This is a genomic window from Granulicatella elegans ATCC 700633 (assembly GCF_000162475.2).
Lineage (GTDB): Bacteria > Bacillota > Bacilli > Lactobacillales > Aerococcaceae > Granulicatella > Granulicatella elegans.
Genome location: NZ_KI391971.1, coordinates 694,147 through 709,586, shown reverse-complemented (window position 1 = coordinate 709,586; position 15,440 = coordinate 694,147). Strand labels below are relative to the sequence as shown.

The 15,440-nt window shown below is 32.6% G+C and carries 15 protein-coding genes and 1 tRNA gene; all 16 read right to left on the bottom strand.

Features of this window, described 5'->3' with window-relative positions; translation table 11 throughout:
* Window positions 1–10: 10 nt before the first annotated feature.
* Window positions 11–904, bottom strand: a complete 894-nt coding sequence (xerD, locus tag HMPREF0446_RS03355; RefSeq protein ID WP_006702818.1) for a site-specific tyrosine recombinase XerD — start codon at window positions 902–904, stop codon at window positions 11–13.
* Window positions 894–1,337: a ferric iron uptake transcriptional regulator gene (fur, locus tag HMPREF0446_RS03350; RefSeq protein WP_006702819.1), complete on the bottom strand. Its 444-nt coding sequence runs from the start codon at window positions 1,335–1,337 to the stop codon at window positions 894–896. The genes xerD and fur overlap by 11 nt, the downstream gene beginning before the upstream one ends.
* Window positions 1,338–1,370: 33 nt before the next feature.
* Entirely contained in the window at window positions 1,371–2,234 is an 864-nt protein-coding gene (locus tag HMPREF0446_RS03345; protein WP_006702820.1) for a CvfB family protein, read from the bottom strand.
* A gap of 105 nt (window positions 2,235–2,339) precedes the next feature.
* Window positions 2,340–3,860, bottom strand: coding sequence for a BCCT family transporter (locus HMPREF0446_RS03340; protein WP_020991328.1), 1,521 nt, complete (start codon window positions 3,858–3,860; stop codon window positions 2,340–2,342).
* Between the two features lies 1 nt (window position 3,861).
* Window positions 3,862–4,596 carry an NTP transferase domain-containing protein gene (locus HMPREF0446_RS03335; RefSeq protein WP_006702822.1) on the bottom strand — a complete coding sequence of 245 codons (735 nt, stop codon included), beginning with the start codon at window positions 4,594–4,596 and terminating at the stop codon, window positions 3,862–3,864.
* A gap of 13 nt (window positions 4,597–4,609) precedes the next feature.
* Window positions 4,610–6,355, bottom strand: a complete 1,746-nt coding sequence (locus HMPREF0446_RS03330; RefSeq protein ID WP_006702823.1) for a phosphotransferase — start codon at window positions 6,353–6,355, stop codon at window positions 4,610–4,612.
* A gap of 264 nt (window positions 6,356–6,619) precedes the next feature.
* Complete coding sequence (locus HMPREF0446_RS03325) at window positions 6,620–6,874, bottom strand: hypothetical protein (protein WP_006702824.1); 255 nt, start codon at window positions 6,872–6,874, stop codon at window positions 6,620–6,622.
* Window positions 6,875–6,993: 119 nt separating this feature from the next.
* A tRNA-Arg gene (locus HMPREF0446_RS03320) sits at window positions 6,994–7,067 on the bottom strand.
* Window positions 7,068–7,164: 97 nt separating this feature from the next.
* Window positions 7,165–8,496: a serine hydrolase gene (locus HMPREF0446_RS03315; RefSeq protein WP_020991327.1), complete on the bottom strand. Its 1,332-nt coding sequence runs from the start codon at window positions 8,494–8,496 to the stop codon at window positions 7,165–7,167.
* 126 nt (window positions 8,497–8,622) lie between these two features.
* Window positions 8,623–9,102, bottom strand: a complete 480-nt coding sequence (gene greA, locus HMPREF0446_RS03310) for a transcription elongation factor GreA (protein ID WP_006702826.1) — start codon at window positions 9,100–9,102, stop codon at window positions 8,623–8,625.
* Between the two features lie 100 nt (window positions 9,103–9,202).
* Window positions 9,203–9,832, bottom strand: coding sequence for a uridine kinase (udk, locus tag HMPREF0446_RS03305; protein ID WP_006702827.1), 630 nt, complete (start codon window positions 9,830–9,832; stop codon window positions 9,203–9,205).
* 3 nt (window positions 9,833–9,835) lie between these two features.
* On the bottom strand, window positions 9,836–10,978 hold the full coding sequence (gene mltG / locus HMPREF0446_RS03300; RefSeq protein ID WP_020991326.1) for an endolytic transglycosylase MltG: 1,143 nt from the start codon (window positions 10,976–10,978) through the stop codon (window positions 9,836–9,838).
* 422 nt (window positions 10,979–11,400) lie between these two features.
* Window positions 11,401–11,697 (bottom strand): DUF1292 domain-containing protein, encoded by a 297-nt coding sequence (locus HMPREF0446_RS03290; protein ID WP_006702829.1) that lies wholly within the window; start codon window positions 11,695–11,697, stop codon window positions 11,401–11,403.
* A gap of 15 nt (window positions 11,698–11,712) precedes the next feature.
* Complete coding sequence (ruvX, locus tag HMPREF0446_RS03285) at window positions 11,713–12,135, bottom strand: Holliday junction resolvase RuvX (RefSeq protein WP_006702830.1); 423 nt, start codon at window positions 12,133–12,135, stop codon at window positions 11,713–11,715.
* Window positions 12,135–12,401, bottom strand: coding sequence for an IreB family regulatory phosphoprotein (locus tag HMPREF0446_RS03280; RefSeq protein ID WP_006702831.1), 267 nt, complete (start codon window positions 12,399–12,401; stop codon window positions 12,135–12,137). The genes ruvX and HMPREF0446_RS03280 overlap by 1 nt, the downstream gene beginning before the upstream one ends.
* Window positions 12,402–12,535: 134 nt before the next feature.
* Window positions 12,536–15,181, bottom strand: coding sequence for an alanine--tRNA ligase (alaS, locus tag HMPREF0446_RS03275; protein WP_006702832.1), 2,646 nt, complete (start codon window positions 15,179–15,181; stop codon window positions 12,536–12,538).
* Between the last annotated feature and the right edge of the window lie 259 nt (window positions 15,182–15,440).

Here is a 15,440-nt window from a genome sequence, read left to right as displayed (position 1 = left end):
AGTATAAATTTTATTTTTTAGCACGTGGGTGTGCCTGTTGATAAATTTCTTTCATTCGTTCATTGGTTAAGTGTGTATAAATTTGAGTTGTACTAATATCGCTATGTCCTAATAATTCTTGTACAATTCTCAAATCAGCCCCTGCTTCTAAAATATGTGTCGCAAAAGAATGACGCAATGTATGGGGACTTACGTCTTTATGAACGCCTGCTTCTTGAACAATTTTCTTTAAATTTTTCCAAAATCCTTGTCTTGTAAATCCATTTCCACGGTGATTTAAAAACAAATATTCTACTGGATTTGATTCTTGCTCTAAAACCACTCTTGCATAAGTTAAATAATGCTGAACCCAATTAGTGGCAGCTTGTCCAATAGGAATAATTCTTTGTTTATTTCCTTTACCAATCGTTTGAAGAAATCCTAATTCTAAATGTAAATCACTAAGTTTTAAAGTAATTAACTCACTAACACGCATTCCGGTCGCATAAAGGAGTTCTAACATTGCTTTATCTCTTAATCCTAATACCGTTGAAGTATCACAGGAATTTAATACTTGTGTCACTTCATCAACCGTTAATGCTTTTGGTAACATCTTACTCTTTTTAGGAACTTTCAGGGGTTGTACTGGATTTGTTTCAACTAATTGTTCTTGTTGTAAAAATTTAAAAAATTTTTTTAGACAACTAATCATTCTACTAGTAGAACTTGTCGCATAACCATCCTGTTTTAAGTCTTGTAAAAATAATACAATTAGAGAATAATCGACTTCTTTCCAATCTCGAATTTGCTGCTCTTTCAAAAATTGGTAAAATTTCATTAAATCTCTTTGATAACTCATCACTGTATTTTGAGATAATCCTTGAATTGCTAATGAATCCACAAAATAATCCAAATTACGTTGCATGAGTTTCACCTTCTCTACATTTTTGACAAATGCCATGGAAAGTTAAACGATGATCTTCCACTTTGAAATGAAATCGTTCTTCAACTACTTTTTCCACTTCACCTAATAAGTTTTCATGAATTTCTTCAATATTCCCACATTTATTACATAGTAAATGATGGTGGAAACGATTGGATTCATCTCGTTTTAAATCATAACGAGCTAATCCATCATCGAACACAACTCGATAAGTAATATTTAAATCTGTTAATATTTCTAAAGTTCGATAGACTGTTGCTAATCCAATATCAGGATATTTCCGTTTAACGAGCATATATATAGCCTCAGCACTCAGATGGTCATCTTCTTTTTCTAATAAAATTGCAACCGTAGCTTGTCTTTGAGGAGTTAGCTTAAATCCCTCTTCTTGCAATTTCTTTTTGATGCCTTCCATTGTTAACACAGTCCTATCCCCCCATTTCAATCCTTATTTTTCTTCTACTAATTGAATAAATCCTTCTGATTGTGTAATCTTTTTTGCTTTTAATAAGGAACCAATCGCACGTTTGAATTGTCCCTTACTAATTCCAAAAATTTCTTTAATAATCGTTGGATCTGTTTTATCCCAATACGGTAATGTATGCGTTGGACGATTTCTTAACATTGTTAAAATCATTTCTGCATCATCCCCAATTGCTTCAAATGCTCTTGGTCTCATGGATACATTTAATACACCATCTGGACGAACACCAATCACTCGTACATTGACTAATTCACCAAGTGTTGGTTCATATAATCGTTCACTTGGATGTAAGAAGCATCGATACCCTTCTTCTGTTATTAAAAATGTCCCTACTAATTTTACATTGGTTACAGTAGCAGATACATCTTTATTTTTCAACGTTTGATTCGCTCTAATGGATTTAGCTTTTAACTCTGTTCCATCTCCCATAGTTGCCCAAGTACGATTTTTCTTATCTTTAATTAAAGTTACATATAATCGATTATTTTTCTTTGGCCATAATTCTTTTAAGTTTGGTAATTCATCTAATGAAACAACCATATCTTTATCAGGTAATCCAATCGATACGAATACGCCTAAATCTTTTCTCACTTGAGTAACCGTTGCCCATCCATAAGTTTCATTAGTTACTTCTGGAATATCAAGGGTCATGATTTTCTTACGATCACTATTTTCATATACAAAGCCTGTTACGACATCTCCGATGGCTAATGTTACATCGGGATTTTTTGAAACACGATAAGTTTCACCTTGTTTTTGAACAAAGTACGCTTTATCATTTTCATCCGTTACGATAGCTTGAATAATAGTAGATAAATCATTTGTCATCGCTTTCCCTCCTTTACTTATTTAGCATTCCTATTCTAACACAGAAATCATAAAAGCCAAAATAAAAAAATAGACATTCCCATATTGCTATGGGAATGTCTATTTTTAGCGTTTCTCTTCTTTTTCGTAAGCTTTCAAGTCTTTGAAGAAGCTTGCCACAATTAAAATAATAATTAATCCAATTGGGAATGCTGCAATAATCGCAACAGATTGTAAATTATACATTGAATTTTCTGAGAATATTAATGCAATCGGTAAAATAATAAACACTACTGCCCAAAACATACGAACACGTTTATCAGAATCATGCGTATCCTCTAATGTCTTATAAGAATAAGCAGAAATGACTAAAGTCAATGCATCAAATGTTGTCGCATAAAAAGCAACCATTGTCACAGCTAATAAAATTAACCCTAACTGACTTAAAGGCATTGTGTCAAAAATTTTCAAGATAATACCTGCATAATCTGGAGTATCCGTAACTAAATTACTAGAAATATCTAAACCATGTTTTAATTGTTGTGCTAAACCATAATTTCCTAAAATAATAAATGAAGTAAATGTTCCAGCAATTCCCCAAGAATAAGCCCCTAAAATGGTTTGCTTAATCGTACGCCCTTTACTAATACTACCAATAAAGAAAGGAGTTGCGACACACCAAACCATCCAATAAGCCCAGTAATAAATTGTCCATTTTTGTGGGAATGATGTTTCACGCAATGGATCTAACCAAGTTGATAATCCAATAAAGTTTTGCGCTAAATTCCCAATAGAGCTAAACCCAGTTTCTAAAATATAAACTGTTTCTCCACCCGCAAATAAGAAATAAGCTAATAGAGCAAAGAATAAATATGAACAATACGTTGCTAATTTAGAAACAGCTTCCATTCCTAATAACACTGTTGAAGTGTAAACTAAAGCAATTAATAATAAAATAACAATTGTTGCACCAGTTGAGTTTTCAAATCCAAAAACATGACCCATTGCTGCTGATAATAAAGGAGTTGCTAATGAGAACGTTGTTGCAGTTCCAGCAATTAACGCAAAAATCGCAATTAAATCAATGACTTTCCCCATCCATCCATCTACTTTATCTTTTAAAATAGGACGACATGCTTCAGAGAATTTTTGTTTTTCTACTTTACGCACATGTAACATAAAACCAAATGCAACAGCTAACATAATATAAAATCCCCAAGCAATTGGTCCCCAGTGGAATAATGGAAATGTAGGAGCCCATCTTTGAATGCCACCTAATTGAGCCACATAATCTTCATTTGCATATAGTGCCCATTCACATAGAGAATAGAACAAAATATCTGCAGCCATTGTAGAAGTAAAAATCATCACTCCCCATTGGAATGAAGTATATTCAGGCTTTTCTCCTTTTCCTAATACAATAGAACCATATTTTGAAAAGGCTACATACATACTACAACTAAAAATTCCCACACCTAAAAGTGCATAATAAATACTAAATTGATCTCCTAACCAAGTACGAATTCCGCCTAGAATTAATGATGATTGTTCTGGAATGACTAAAAATAGTACTCCTAGTAACAAAACTCCTAACAAAGGTACTATAGTAGATACCCAGTCAATTTCTTGATGTAATCTCTTTTGCATGTTAAACTTCCTCACCTTCATCCAAGATACTTTGATAACTTGGATCTAAGTCTAATAATTCTTCTAAATTATCGATTTCCACAATATCTGTTTTTTCCATTGGATAAATTCCTAATTCATATTCTTCTGGATAACAAAACATCGCTACATCGTCCCAATAAATTTGACGATTTTGTTTCACATCAAATTCTTGTTCTAAATGACGTGCTAAACGCTGTCCATCTTCTTTATTCCAACGAGAAATACTATATAATTGCCAGCCTTTTTCTCCACCAGTACGTGAACATTGAATAACTTTTTCTTGTTCATTTACTGTCATTAACCATTCATCGGTATGTCCTTCAGTCCACACACAGTTATAACCTGAGTGAGTAAAGTCAGCATGAAGAATTTCCTGATTATAAATTAATTGGTCGCTATCTAAAATAATCACATCTTCTAAATATTGTCTTGCTACATATAGAGAAGAAATATTATTACAAGTATCATAATAAGGATTTTCAATAATTTTTAATCCTGGATATTCTTGTTCTAATGCATAAAATTGGTCTTTTAAATATCCAACTACTACATAAATTTCCGTAATGCCATTCTTATGTAGTACCTGAATAACCGTATCAATCATTCGAACTCCATTTACTTTTACAAGCGGTTTTGGAGTATGGTTTGTAATAGGTCTCATTCTTGTTCCTTGACCTGCAGCCATTAAAATGGCTCTTTTAATTGTATTTGTCATAATTCTCCTCTTTTCATAGTTCTTCTAATGTAGACAGCACTAATTTAGAATATTCTTTTGCATAGCGATACTGACATAATGAATATTCCCCAAAATCAATTCCTAAACTTCTCTTATATTCGCACCAATTACTCCATAATAATCCCGCACTTGCAATATACGCATAAATTTTAGTGCGAATGATTGGAGAAACTTCTTCTTTAAAGTATAAATCAATTAAATGATCCACTTGTTCTCTTGAATACAATGAATAAATACTAAACATCGCAATATCAACATGAGGATCTTGCATTCCCGCATATTCCCAGTCGATAATTCGAATGCCATCTTTTATAAATAAGAAGTTATCTGGAACAGCATCAATATGAACAAGAGTTTCATTCTTCTCTAATGTATCAATCCACTTTTTCAACTCGAAAATAGCTGTTTTTGTAGTTTCGTAATCTTTAAAATAAGATTTTTCACCATTCCACAAACTTTCATAAAAATCAATTTGACCAAAAATATCAAAACGATGATCTACTTTTAAATTTAATTCGTGAAATTCTCTTAATTTTGTCATACAAGCTTCCACTTCATCCCAGTTTTCTGCATCACAATTTGTTGCATCTTCTAAATAAGCAGTAATTTTATACCCATTATCTGGATTCATATATAAAACATCATCACAAATTTGTCGATTTTCTAAAGCTTGATAAACATCTGCTTCTTCTTTTCGATTAATTAGATAATCTGTTCCTTCACCAGGAATTCGCATAATATATTTTTGATTTTGACATTCAAATAAAAACGAGCGATTCGTCATTCCTTTTTTCAAAACAGTAATATTTTTAATTTCATCAACTTCAACATTGAAACAATCTTGAATAATTGAAATTGCATCTGTTTGTAAGTTAGCAGAATTTCCATCTATTTCCCGCAATTGTTCATATGTGTTAATTTCAATCAATTGTTTTGAATTTACAACCTTAGAAGGAATAATCCATTTATTTTTATCTTGTAAAGTACATTCCCAAAATTCATGATCATAAGAAGATTTCTTTGAAAATTCTTGTAATTTTTCTTGAATAAGCGTAGCTTCTTCTCCCATTACATAAGATAGACCAATCATTTGGTTACCTTCCTCAGTTTCATCAATCATCACTAATTCTCTTTTGCGATTCACACGAACGGTACTTTCAATTGACTGTTCATTCGTAACCATATACCATGAATATGGTTCAAAATCACTAAACGGATTTTCTTCAGACCAAATATCACAAGGAATAATATACGTTTTGTCTAATGATGATTTTACCTTACTTAATGAATGTAAATTATTTTTTACTTGGTATTCAGAATTTACGACTAATTTCACTTGGAATTCATCGATTAAATATTCATATCTTTCTTTCATAAAGCCAACTACTACTTGAATATCTGTAATACCTACTTCATGAAGATGACGAATCATTCTTTCAATTAATACTTCTCCCTTTACTTCCATTAATCCTTTAGGAATTTCCGTATTAATTGGAACCATTCGCATCCCAAATCCCGCTGCTAAAATAATCGCGCGCTGTGGTTGATTTTCTTTTATAAATGTTTTAGCCTTTTTACTTAATTCTCCAGTAGGAGAAAGCCATTTTTCTTCCTGTAATTCTTTTACTACACGATTAACAAACCCTAATGAATATCCTGATTGATTTGCAATTTCTCGTTGATTCACCTTAGGATTCTTTCGAATTGCGTTCAGAATATCTAATTCTTGAACGTTCATGTAATCACCACTTTCTGTTTTTGTGAACTAAGGATAGTTTACACCTATCATCTTTAAATAGCAACACTAAAATGTATAAGAAATTTTAAAATAAAAAAAGTGGATGACAACATAAAAGTTATCAATCCACTTAATGTAATCAGCTTCATCCCCACTACCCATTTGAAGAATCATGCTAACAAAATGATGATTATTCTATTTAATACTGTATTACTAATACCCAACACAATAATAGTATAGTTTTAAATTAGACTAAACTGATGACTATCGTATAGACAGAATTTTTAATTTTTTCCAAATCTTTTGGAAATTCAATCCATTAGATTCGGCTTCCATCACTTCTTCAATTGTCTTGAAATGTAACTCATTTTTAGTCGTGTAATTAATTAATACATATTCATCATTAATATGTGAAAATCGATAGAGATTTCCATTAAATTCAAATTCGATACTATGACCTTTTTCTATGATTTCTATAAACAATTTCAATGATTTTAACTGACGATTCATCGCATACATAGCTATCACCCATACAAAATATATTCAGAATGAAGAGTCATTACTCTCCAATTCCTGTCGTTTCTTGATCAAACTATTCTTTTCTAAATCCCCATTTTTGTATTAAATAATCATCATTACGGTACTAGAGGGATTTGAACCCCCGACCTAACGTTTAGGAAACGTTTGCTCTATCCTGCTGAGCTATAGTACCCCTCGAGTGTATTCTGTCATAAAATACACACAAAGTCTAGTAATTCGTATATATTTTTATCAGATTTTAATAAGATTTTTTCCGTTTTATCCTTTTATTATTTCCTTTTATGGCTTCGTCTTTTTTTAGCTCGACTCTCTCCAAACAATACTAAAAGAAATAAAATTGAACCACCAATTATAACTGCAAAAGCAAAAGCATTTTGTATAATATACACTTGAAGTGTTTGTTGTCTTTTCTCTGGTTCTTTGGGTAAATCTGCAAATCCACTTTCTGCTACTACTTCAACGCTCGGATTTTTTTGGTTTTCTTTTAAGAAAACACCTGGCAAATCAATACTTACTCTTTTATTGGCTACCTCCCATTCAGGTTTTTTTCCATTTTCAACAATCATTTGAAGAGGTTGATTAGTTGTAATCTTATGCCCATCAAAATTATGCTCTCCTGCGGGTAATATCGTTTGGAATGAGAAATGTTCTAATACATAATTCAAAATTGCATTCCCAAATGTATGTCGAATCATTTCACCAGCTTGATTATACCAATCTCCAACTCCAAGAACAACTTCCACTAACTTCATTTGATCCTTTTCATACGTTGCAATATAGTTAAAAGCACCATAGCCACTTGATCCAGTTTTTAATCCATTAACTCCTTCAATTCCATACTTTGCTCCAGGAAGAGAATAATTATACGTATCAAATTTTTCTTCATATGGCGTTCCTTCCATTGTTTTTACAACAGCAGAATTAGTGTATTGTAATACTTGTGGATAATGATTCATTAAATCCATAGCTAAAATTGCTAAATCACGAGCAGTTGTTTGATTTGGTTTTGAAGCATCATAACCTTCCGGTTGATAATAACCTTGAAACAATTCAGCCACTGCACCAGAAGCATTATTGAATGTCGTATGATTCATTCCTAATTCTTTTGCTTTAGCATTCATTTTTCCAATAAATGCTGCAGAATCTTTATCCAATGTATTTGCTAACATTATCGTTGCGGCATTTGAAGAAGGAACAAGAGTCATCTTAATTAATTCTTCAATTGGATATTCAACACCCTCAATAATTTTATTATTACTAATTGCATAAATATTGGAAATAGCTTCATCCTCTTTTGTCGCTGTAATCTTTTGAGATAAAGATAATTCACCTTTTTGAATAGCCTCCATCACTAAATATACTGTCAAAACTTTACTAATACTTGCTGGATCCCGCTCTTCATCAATATTATCTTGCCATAAAATTCTACCAGTATATGCATCAACCACAATCGATGACTTAGGTTTATCATCAGGATTTACTTCATATCCTGCATTTTTTGTTAATTCAACAATATCTACAGTTTCTGCTGCTATTGGTTTTACTAAACCTATTAAGCATAATACAGAAATAGTTCCAAAAAATTTCGTTAATTTCCTCAAAAATTTTTCACCTTTTCTTTTATATTCTAAATTAATTATACCATATCCAACATCATAGTTCACATTCTTTCTTAAACAAAAAAACTGTAAGAGAAACTCATTCTCTTACAGTTCACAAAAGATTTCTTATACAGATTCAATTTTAGTAATTTTTACCTTCATGTCTCCACCAGGAGTTTGGATAACAACTTCGTCATTTAATTTCTTACCAATGATTCCTTTAGCAATTGGAGAATCATTTGAAATTTTTCCTTCGATTGGATTTGCTTCTGCACTACCAACGATTGTATAAGACTCTTCTTCACCATCTGGTAATTCGATAAAAGTAATTTTACGCCCTAATGAAACGACATCTTTTTCGACATTATTATCATCGATAATTTCAGCAAAACGAATCATTTTTTCAAGAGTTGTAATTCTTCCTTCAACAAATGCTTGTTCATCTTTAGCTGATTCGTACTCTGAATTTTCAGATAAGTCGCCATAACTACGAGCAATTTTAATACGCTCAACGATTTCTTTACGTTTAACTACTTTTAATTCTTCCAATTCAGCTTCTAATTTTGCTTTCCCTTCAAGCGTCATTGGATATAATTTCTCAGTCATTTGGCTTCTCCCTCTTTTCCATTTTACTGTTTTGACAGTGGTAAAAACATACCATTTTATGAAGAAGATTGCAAGCTTTATTTTAAAATTTCTGAGAAATTTATGTTAAATCACTTAAAATAGATGCTATTTTCGTTGTCATTAAGTCAATTGCTACAACATTTGAGCCACCTTCAGGAATAATAATATCTGCAAATTTCTTAGTAGGCTCAATAAACTGATGATACATTGGTTTTACAACAGTAACATATTGATGGATAATGGAATCAAGAGTTCTACCACGTTCAACCATATCTCGTTTAATACGACGAATAATTCGAATATCATCGTCTGTATCTACATATACTTTAATATCCATTAAATCACGTAAGCGTTCATCTTCCAAAATTAAGATTCCTTCAATTAAAATAACATCTTTAGGTTCTTGATGAATGGTTTGATTACTTCTCGTATGATTTTCATAATCATATACGGGTTCATCAATAGATTCAAAATTGATTAACTTATTCATATGTTCAATTAATAAATCCGTATCAAACGCAAATGGATGGTCATAATTTGTTTTTAAACGTTCTTCAAAAGGCATATCACTTTGGTCTTTATAATAGAAGTCTTGGTCAATTTTTACAATACTCAATTCTGGAAAGTGTTCCAAAATTTTTCTACTAACAGTAGTTTTACCACTACCAGAACCACCAGTCACTCCAATAACAATTGGCTTCTTTTTCATAAATTACTCCTTATCAACGTATTTAGCTTTTAAGGCTAAGTGTTCTTCATATGTTTTTGCAAAATAAACTTCTTTTGTTTGAATATCTGCTACGAAATATTCATAATCTGTTTGAGCTGGATCAATAGCCGCTAAAATCGCTTCTTCACTTGGACTATTAAACGGTCCCGGTCCCAAGCCTCTGTACTTATATAAATTATATGGAGAATTTACTTCTAAATCTTTTAATGTTACGACTTCTTTATGCTCGCCTAAAGCATATAGAACAGAAATATCTGTTTGTAACATCATATTCTTTTTAATCCGATTATAAAATACACTTGCAATTTTTTGACGGTCTTCTAATTTAAATCCTTCTTTTTCTACTAAAGAAGCCATCGTTAAAATTTCATGAACATTATAATCTCCTTGAGAAATTTTTGCATAATATTTTGATAAAATACTATCTGTTTTCGCAACCATTTCTTCAATAATCATTTGTAAAGTTTTGCTTTCATCTGCATCATAAGTTGCAGGATATAAATATCCTTCTAAGAAATATCGAACATTTTGAGCTTTTTGAGCATCTTTAAATAATCGAGGGAATTTTTGTACCAATTGATCAATAAAACCTTGCTCTTGTACTTTATTCATAAAGTCTTCTTTAGAATATTTCGTAGATTTTTCTACTTCTTCTGCAATTCCTGTTAATGTTTCACCTTCACGCACGACTACTTTAGCTACATTAGCAGATTTATCTTTACCGCCATCTGCTAATTGTCCTAAAATTTGATCAATATCCATAGATGGAGATAATTGATAAAATCCTGCTTTAAATCCAGCTACATTTTTAAATTTAATATAAAAATTAAAAATTTTTGAATTACGTATAAGCTTATTATCTTCTAAAATTTTTGCAATTTGTTTTACAGAAGATCCTGCTGGAATTTCTACTTCTACTGTTTGAGTTTGTTTTGTATCCACTGGTTTTAATGAGTTGGAAACATAATAGTAACCATACACTCCTCCACCAATCACAATTACTGCAAATAGAATGGCAAATAAGCGAACAATATTTCGAGTAATTTTTGATTCTTTTTTTCGAATAGCTCTAAGTTCTTCATTTTCATACATAAAATTTGTTTTAAAACGCTCTTTTTTTGACATAATCCGCCTCCTTTTAACTTCGTTGTCATTATACATGAATTCATATAACAATTGAAGACTAGGAGTTCTACAATTATGTTACAAATTCTATCAAGATATACTATGAAAGCAAAATAGACTTAACGCAGTGCCATGAAATTCGCTTGCAAAGCTGCTTGCGTCCTTGCTACTTCAGGAAAGTCCCATAATTTAAACGCCCTCTCATAAACACACGTCCAGCGAAATGGACTTGACGACGTAGCGTTAGTACTAGAAGCCATACCGGCTTCTAGTACAGGAAATTTTGAGACCTTAGGCTCAAAATTTAGGCATGAGACCGAAGGGCTGCTGCCGTCCTCCGCTACTTCAGTCAAGTCCAATTTCGCCCCATAAAAGTAAAAGAAGACACCAAATAGCATTCTATCAGGCGTCTTCCCACATCATTATTCTTCTTCTTCATCTAAGAAAGTATTTAAAACTTCCTCAATCATATCCCATTCTTCATCAGTTTCAATAGGAAGTAAGTCGCCTTCAGTACCATCTTCAGCTTCAACATATGAAAATGCTTGAAGTTCAACTTCTTCTCCTTCTGGAATTCCTGCTGGGTATACTAAAACATATGATTTACCAAAATCTTCTGAATCGAAAGTAAATAAAACCTCGTGTAAGACTTCATTTCCTTCTTCATCAATAATTGTAATATGTTCATGTCCATCATGTTCATGTGTATGTTCTGTCATTACGTTTCCTCTTTTCTATTTAATATTTAAATCTAAATAATTTTGTAAAATGATGACGGCTGCTAACTTATCAATGACTTCTTTTCTCTTTTTACGAGAAACATTCGCCTCCTCAACAAGCATTCTTTCTGCTTGCATCGTTGTTAACCGTTCATCGTGAAAAACGATTGGAATTTCTAATCGCTTTTCTAAACTTCTACCATATTTTTGTGAAGCTTCTGCTCTGGGTCCAGCTGTATTATTCATGTTTTTCGGCATACCGATAACAATCTTTTCAACTTCGTATTCTTTAACCAATTCCACCACACGGTTAAAACCAAATTCACTTGCAGCTTCATTAATCACAATCGTTTCAACACCTTGAGCAGTCCAACCTAATGGGTCACTAATCGCAACTCCAACCGTTTTACTGCCGACATCTAATCCCATTACTCTCATTAACAATCTCTACCTGTCGAACGAATATAATGGCGGATTAATTCTTCGATAATTTCATCACGCTCGTGACGTCTTACTAGATTTCTAGCATCACGATGTCGAGGAATATAAGCTGGATCGCCAGATAATAAGTACCCAACAATTTGATTCACTGCACTATAACCTTTTTCGTTTAATGCATCATAAACAATTGTTAGTGTCTCTTGTACTGTTTTTTCATCTTTATCATGAAAGTTAAATAGAACTGTTTCATCCATTGAACTCATATTAACACCTCATTTCTTTGTATCTTCATTCTACTAGATTTTACTAAAAACTACAATAAATACGATAGAGATTAAACTTTCCTTAAAAAAATGAAGTAGAATGGATCACATCCTACTCCATTTCAATTTAATAATTATGCTTGAGTTAAGAACTCTTCTACTGCTTTTAACGCAGCTGGAATACCTGCTGGATTTTTACCACCTGCTTGAGCCATATCTGGACGGCCACCACCGCCACCTTGGATATGTGAAGCAATAGATTTGATAATATCACCTGCTTTAATTCCTTTTTCATTCGCATCTTTAGAAACTGCAGCTAATAAATTCGCTTTTTCACCTTCATTTGTAGCAACTACAAATACATCGCTTGCTGCTTTTTGTCTCCAAGTATCTGCTAATTGACGTAATTCATTCATATCTTTGTTTGGTAAGTGAACAGTAATGAATGAGTAGTTTCCTGCTGTAGAAACAGATTCGAATAAGTCTGCTACTTCAGATTTCATTAATTTAGCTTTTAGAGCTGAAATTTCATGTTGAGCTTCTTTTAATTCTTGTTGTAAGTGAGAAACTCGTTCTGGAGTACTATCTAATTGTACCGATTTAACATCACTTGCAATTTGTTTTAATAACAATTCATGTTTTGCTAATAACTCAAAGGCTTCTTGACTAGTTACAGCTTCAATACGGCGAACTCCTGCACCAATACCAGATTCAGAAAGAATCTTGAATAGACCGATTTCTTGAGTATTTGAAACGTGAACCCCACCACATAATTCAATAGACCAGTTTGCAATGTTTACCATACGAACTTTATTACCATATTTTTCACCGAATAAAGCCATTGCACCTAATTTTTTCGCTTCTTCTAATGTAGTTTCCACAGTCACTACATCTAAAGCTGCCCAAATTTTTTCATTTACAATACGTTCCATTTCAGCTAATTCTTCAGCTGTTACTTGACCAAAGTGGCTAAAGTCAAAACGTAAGTATCCTGGAGCTACTAATGAACCTGCTTGGTTAGCATGTGTTCCTAATACTTCTTTTAATGCTTGGTGTAATAAGTGAGTGGCAGTGTGGTTTTTAATTAATTTAGCACGCTCTTGTTGATCCACTTCTAATACATAAGTTGAATTTAATTGCATTGGAGCAATAACATCAATTGTATGTAAAGGTTGACCATTTGGAGCTTTCTTCACTTGAACAACAGTTGCAACTACTTGACCTGATTCATCCTTAATCACACCATGATCAGATAATTGTCCACCCATTTCAGCATAGAATGGAGTTTGATTGAAGACAACTTGTACTCTTGTGTCTTCTAAAGCAGATTCTACTAATTCATCTTCATATACAATCGCACTTAATAGACCTTTTTCAGTTGTACGGTCATATCCCACAAATGTACTTTCTACTGTAATATCACGTAGAACAGCTGATTGAACATTCATAGAAGTTTCTGTATTACGAGCTGCACGAGCACGTTCTTTTTGTGCTTTCATTTCAGCTTGGAATCCTTCTTCATCCACTTCATAACCATTATCACTAGCATATTCTAATGTTAATTCATAAGGGAATCCATAAGTATCATATAGTTTAAAGGCATTTTCACCTGATAATACAGTTTGATTTTGTTCTTTCATTTCAGCAAATACTGTTTCTAAAATTGCAAGTCCATCATGAATTGTTTCTTGGAAACGATTTTCTTCATTTGCAATAACTTTTTGAATGAACTCCATATTTTCAGTTACTTCAGGATAGTAGCTATGCATAATGCTTGCAACAGTTGGCACTAATTTTGTTAAGAATGAACCTTGAATGCCTAAACGTTGACCATGCATTACTGAACGACGGATTAAACGACGAATAATATATCCACGTCCTTCATTTGAAGGTAACGCACCATCACCAATCGCAAAGCTAACTGCACGAATATGGTCAGCAATAACTTTAAATGAAACATCTAAATCTTTTGAAGTATTATATTTTTTACCAGCACTTAGTTGTTCTAATTGTTGAATAATTGGCATGAATAAATCTGTTTCAAAGTTTGTTGGAGTATCTTGAATTACAGAAACAACACGCTCTAATCCCATCCCCGTATCGACGTTTTTATGTGGTAATGGAGGATAAGTTCCATCTGGCATATGGTTAAATTGAGAGAATACTAAGTTCCAGATTTCTAAGTAACGTTCGTTTTCTCCTCCTGGGTAATTTTCAGGATCATCTTCCGCTAATGTTTGATATTTTTCACCACGGTCATAGAAAATCTCAGTATCTGGTCCACATGGTCCAGCACCGATATCCCAGAAGTTATCTTCTACTGGAATAATATGGTCTTCTGGTAATCCAACTTTTTCCATCCATAAGTATTTTGTTTCAGGATCTTTTGGATAATAAGTTACATATAAACGATTTGGGTCTAATGCTAACCATTTTTCGCTTGTTAAAAATTCCCAAGCCCATGGAATTACTTCTTCTTTGAAGTAATCGCCGATTGAGAAGTTCCCCATCATTTCAAATAATGTATGGTGTCTTGCCGTATGACCTACATTTTCAATATCGTTTGTACGAATACTCTTTTGAGCATTTGTAATTCTTGGAACTTCAGGTGTTTCTGTTCCATCAAAATATTTTTTCAAAGTAGCTACCCCTGAGTTGATCCATAATAATGTTGGATCATTCACAGGAATTAAACTTGCACTTGGATGTACCTTATGTCCTTTCTCTTGGAAGAAATCAAGATACATTTGACGAATTTCACTACTAGATAATTTTTTCATCTTTACCATCCTTTTCGTTTATTATAAAAAAATAAAAACTGCCCCATTGTTACAAGGGCGTCTACCACGCGGTACCACCTTGCTTACAATGAAACAGCATTTCATCCTCATTCATTCCGATAACGCGGGAAGCGTCTGTATTTCTACAAAATTCCAATCAGGAGCATAAATTTTGTGGTCATTTTCACCGACTAGACCTCTCTACGATTAAAATTCTTTTATCTGACTGGTTCATACTCAATTAGTATAAGAAAATCTG

Bases quoted from the DNA above. Each gene is read 5' to 3' on its own strand.
- alaS (WP_006702832.1), bottom strand. From the start codon at position 15,181: ATGAAAAAATTATCTAGTAGTGAAATTCGTCAAATGTATCTTGATTTC.
- HMPREF0446_RS03325 (WP_006702824.1), bottom strand. From the start codon at position 6,874: ATGTATGCGATGAATCGTCAGTTAAAATCATTGAAATTGTTTATAGAA.
- HMPREF0446_RS03280 (WP_006702831.1), bottom strand. From the start codon at position 12,401: ATGAGTTCAATGGATGAAACAGTTCTATTTAACTTTCATGATAAAGAT.
- HMPREF0446_RS03330 (WP_006702823.1), bottom strand. From the start codon at position 6,355: ATGAACGTTCAAGAATTAGATATTCTGAACGCAATTCGAAAGAATCCT.
- greA (WP_006702826.1), bottom strand. From the start codon at position 9,102: ATGACTGAGAAATTATATCCAATGACGCTTGAAGGGAAAGCAAAATTA.
- HMPREF0446_RS03345 (WP_006702820.1), bottom strand. From the start codon at position 2,234: ATGACAAATGATTTATCTACTATTATTCAAGCTATCGTAACGGATGAA.
- fur (WP_006702819.1), bottom strand. From the start codon at position 1,337: ATGGAAGGCATCAAAAAGAAATTGCAAGAAGAGGGATTTAAGCTAACT.
- HMPREF0446_RS03290 (WP_006702829.1), bottom strand. From the start codon at position 11,697: ATGACAGAACATACACATGAACATGATGGACATGAACATATTACAATT.
- HMPREF0446_RS03340 (WP_020991328.1), bottom strand. From the start codon at position 3,860: ATGCAAAAGAGATTACATCAAGAAATTGACTGGGTATCTACTATAGTA.
- mltG (WP_020991326.1), bottom strand. From the start codon at position 10,978: ATGTCAAAAAAAGAGCGTTTTAAAACAAATTTTATGTATGAAAATGAA.
- HMPREF0446_RS03335 (WP_006702822.1), bottom strand. From the start codon at position 4,596: ATGACAAATACAATTAAAAGAGCCATTTTAATGGCTGCAGGTCAAGGA.
- udk (WP_006702827.1), bottom strand. From the start codon at position 9,832: ATGAAAAAGAAGCCAATTGTTATTGGAGTGACTGGTGGTTCTGGTAGT.
- ruvX (WP_006702830.1), bottom strand. From the start codon at position 12,135: ATGAGAGTAATGGGATTAGATGTCGGCAGTAAAACGGTTGGAGTTGCG.
- xerD (WP_006702818.1), bottom strand. From the start codon at position 904: ATGCAACGTAATTTGGATTATTTTGTGGATTCATTAGCAATTCAAGGA.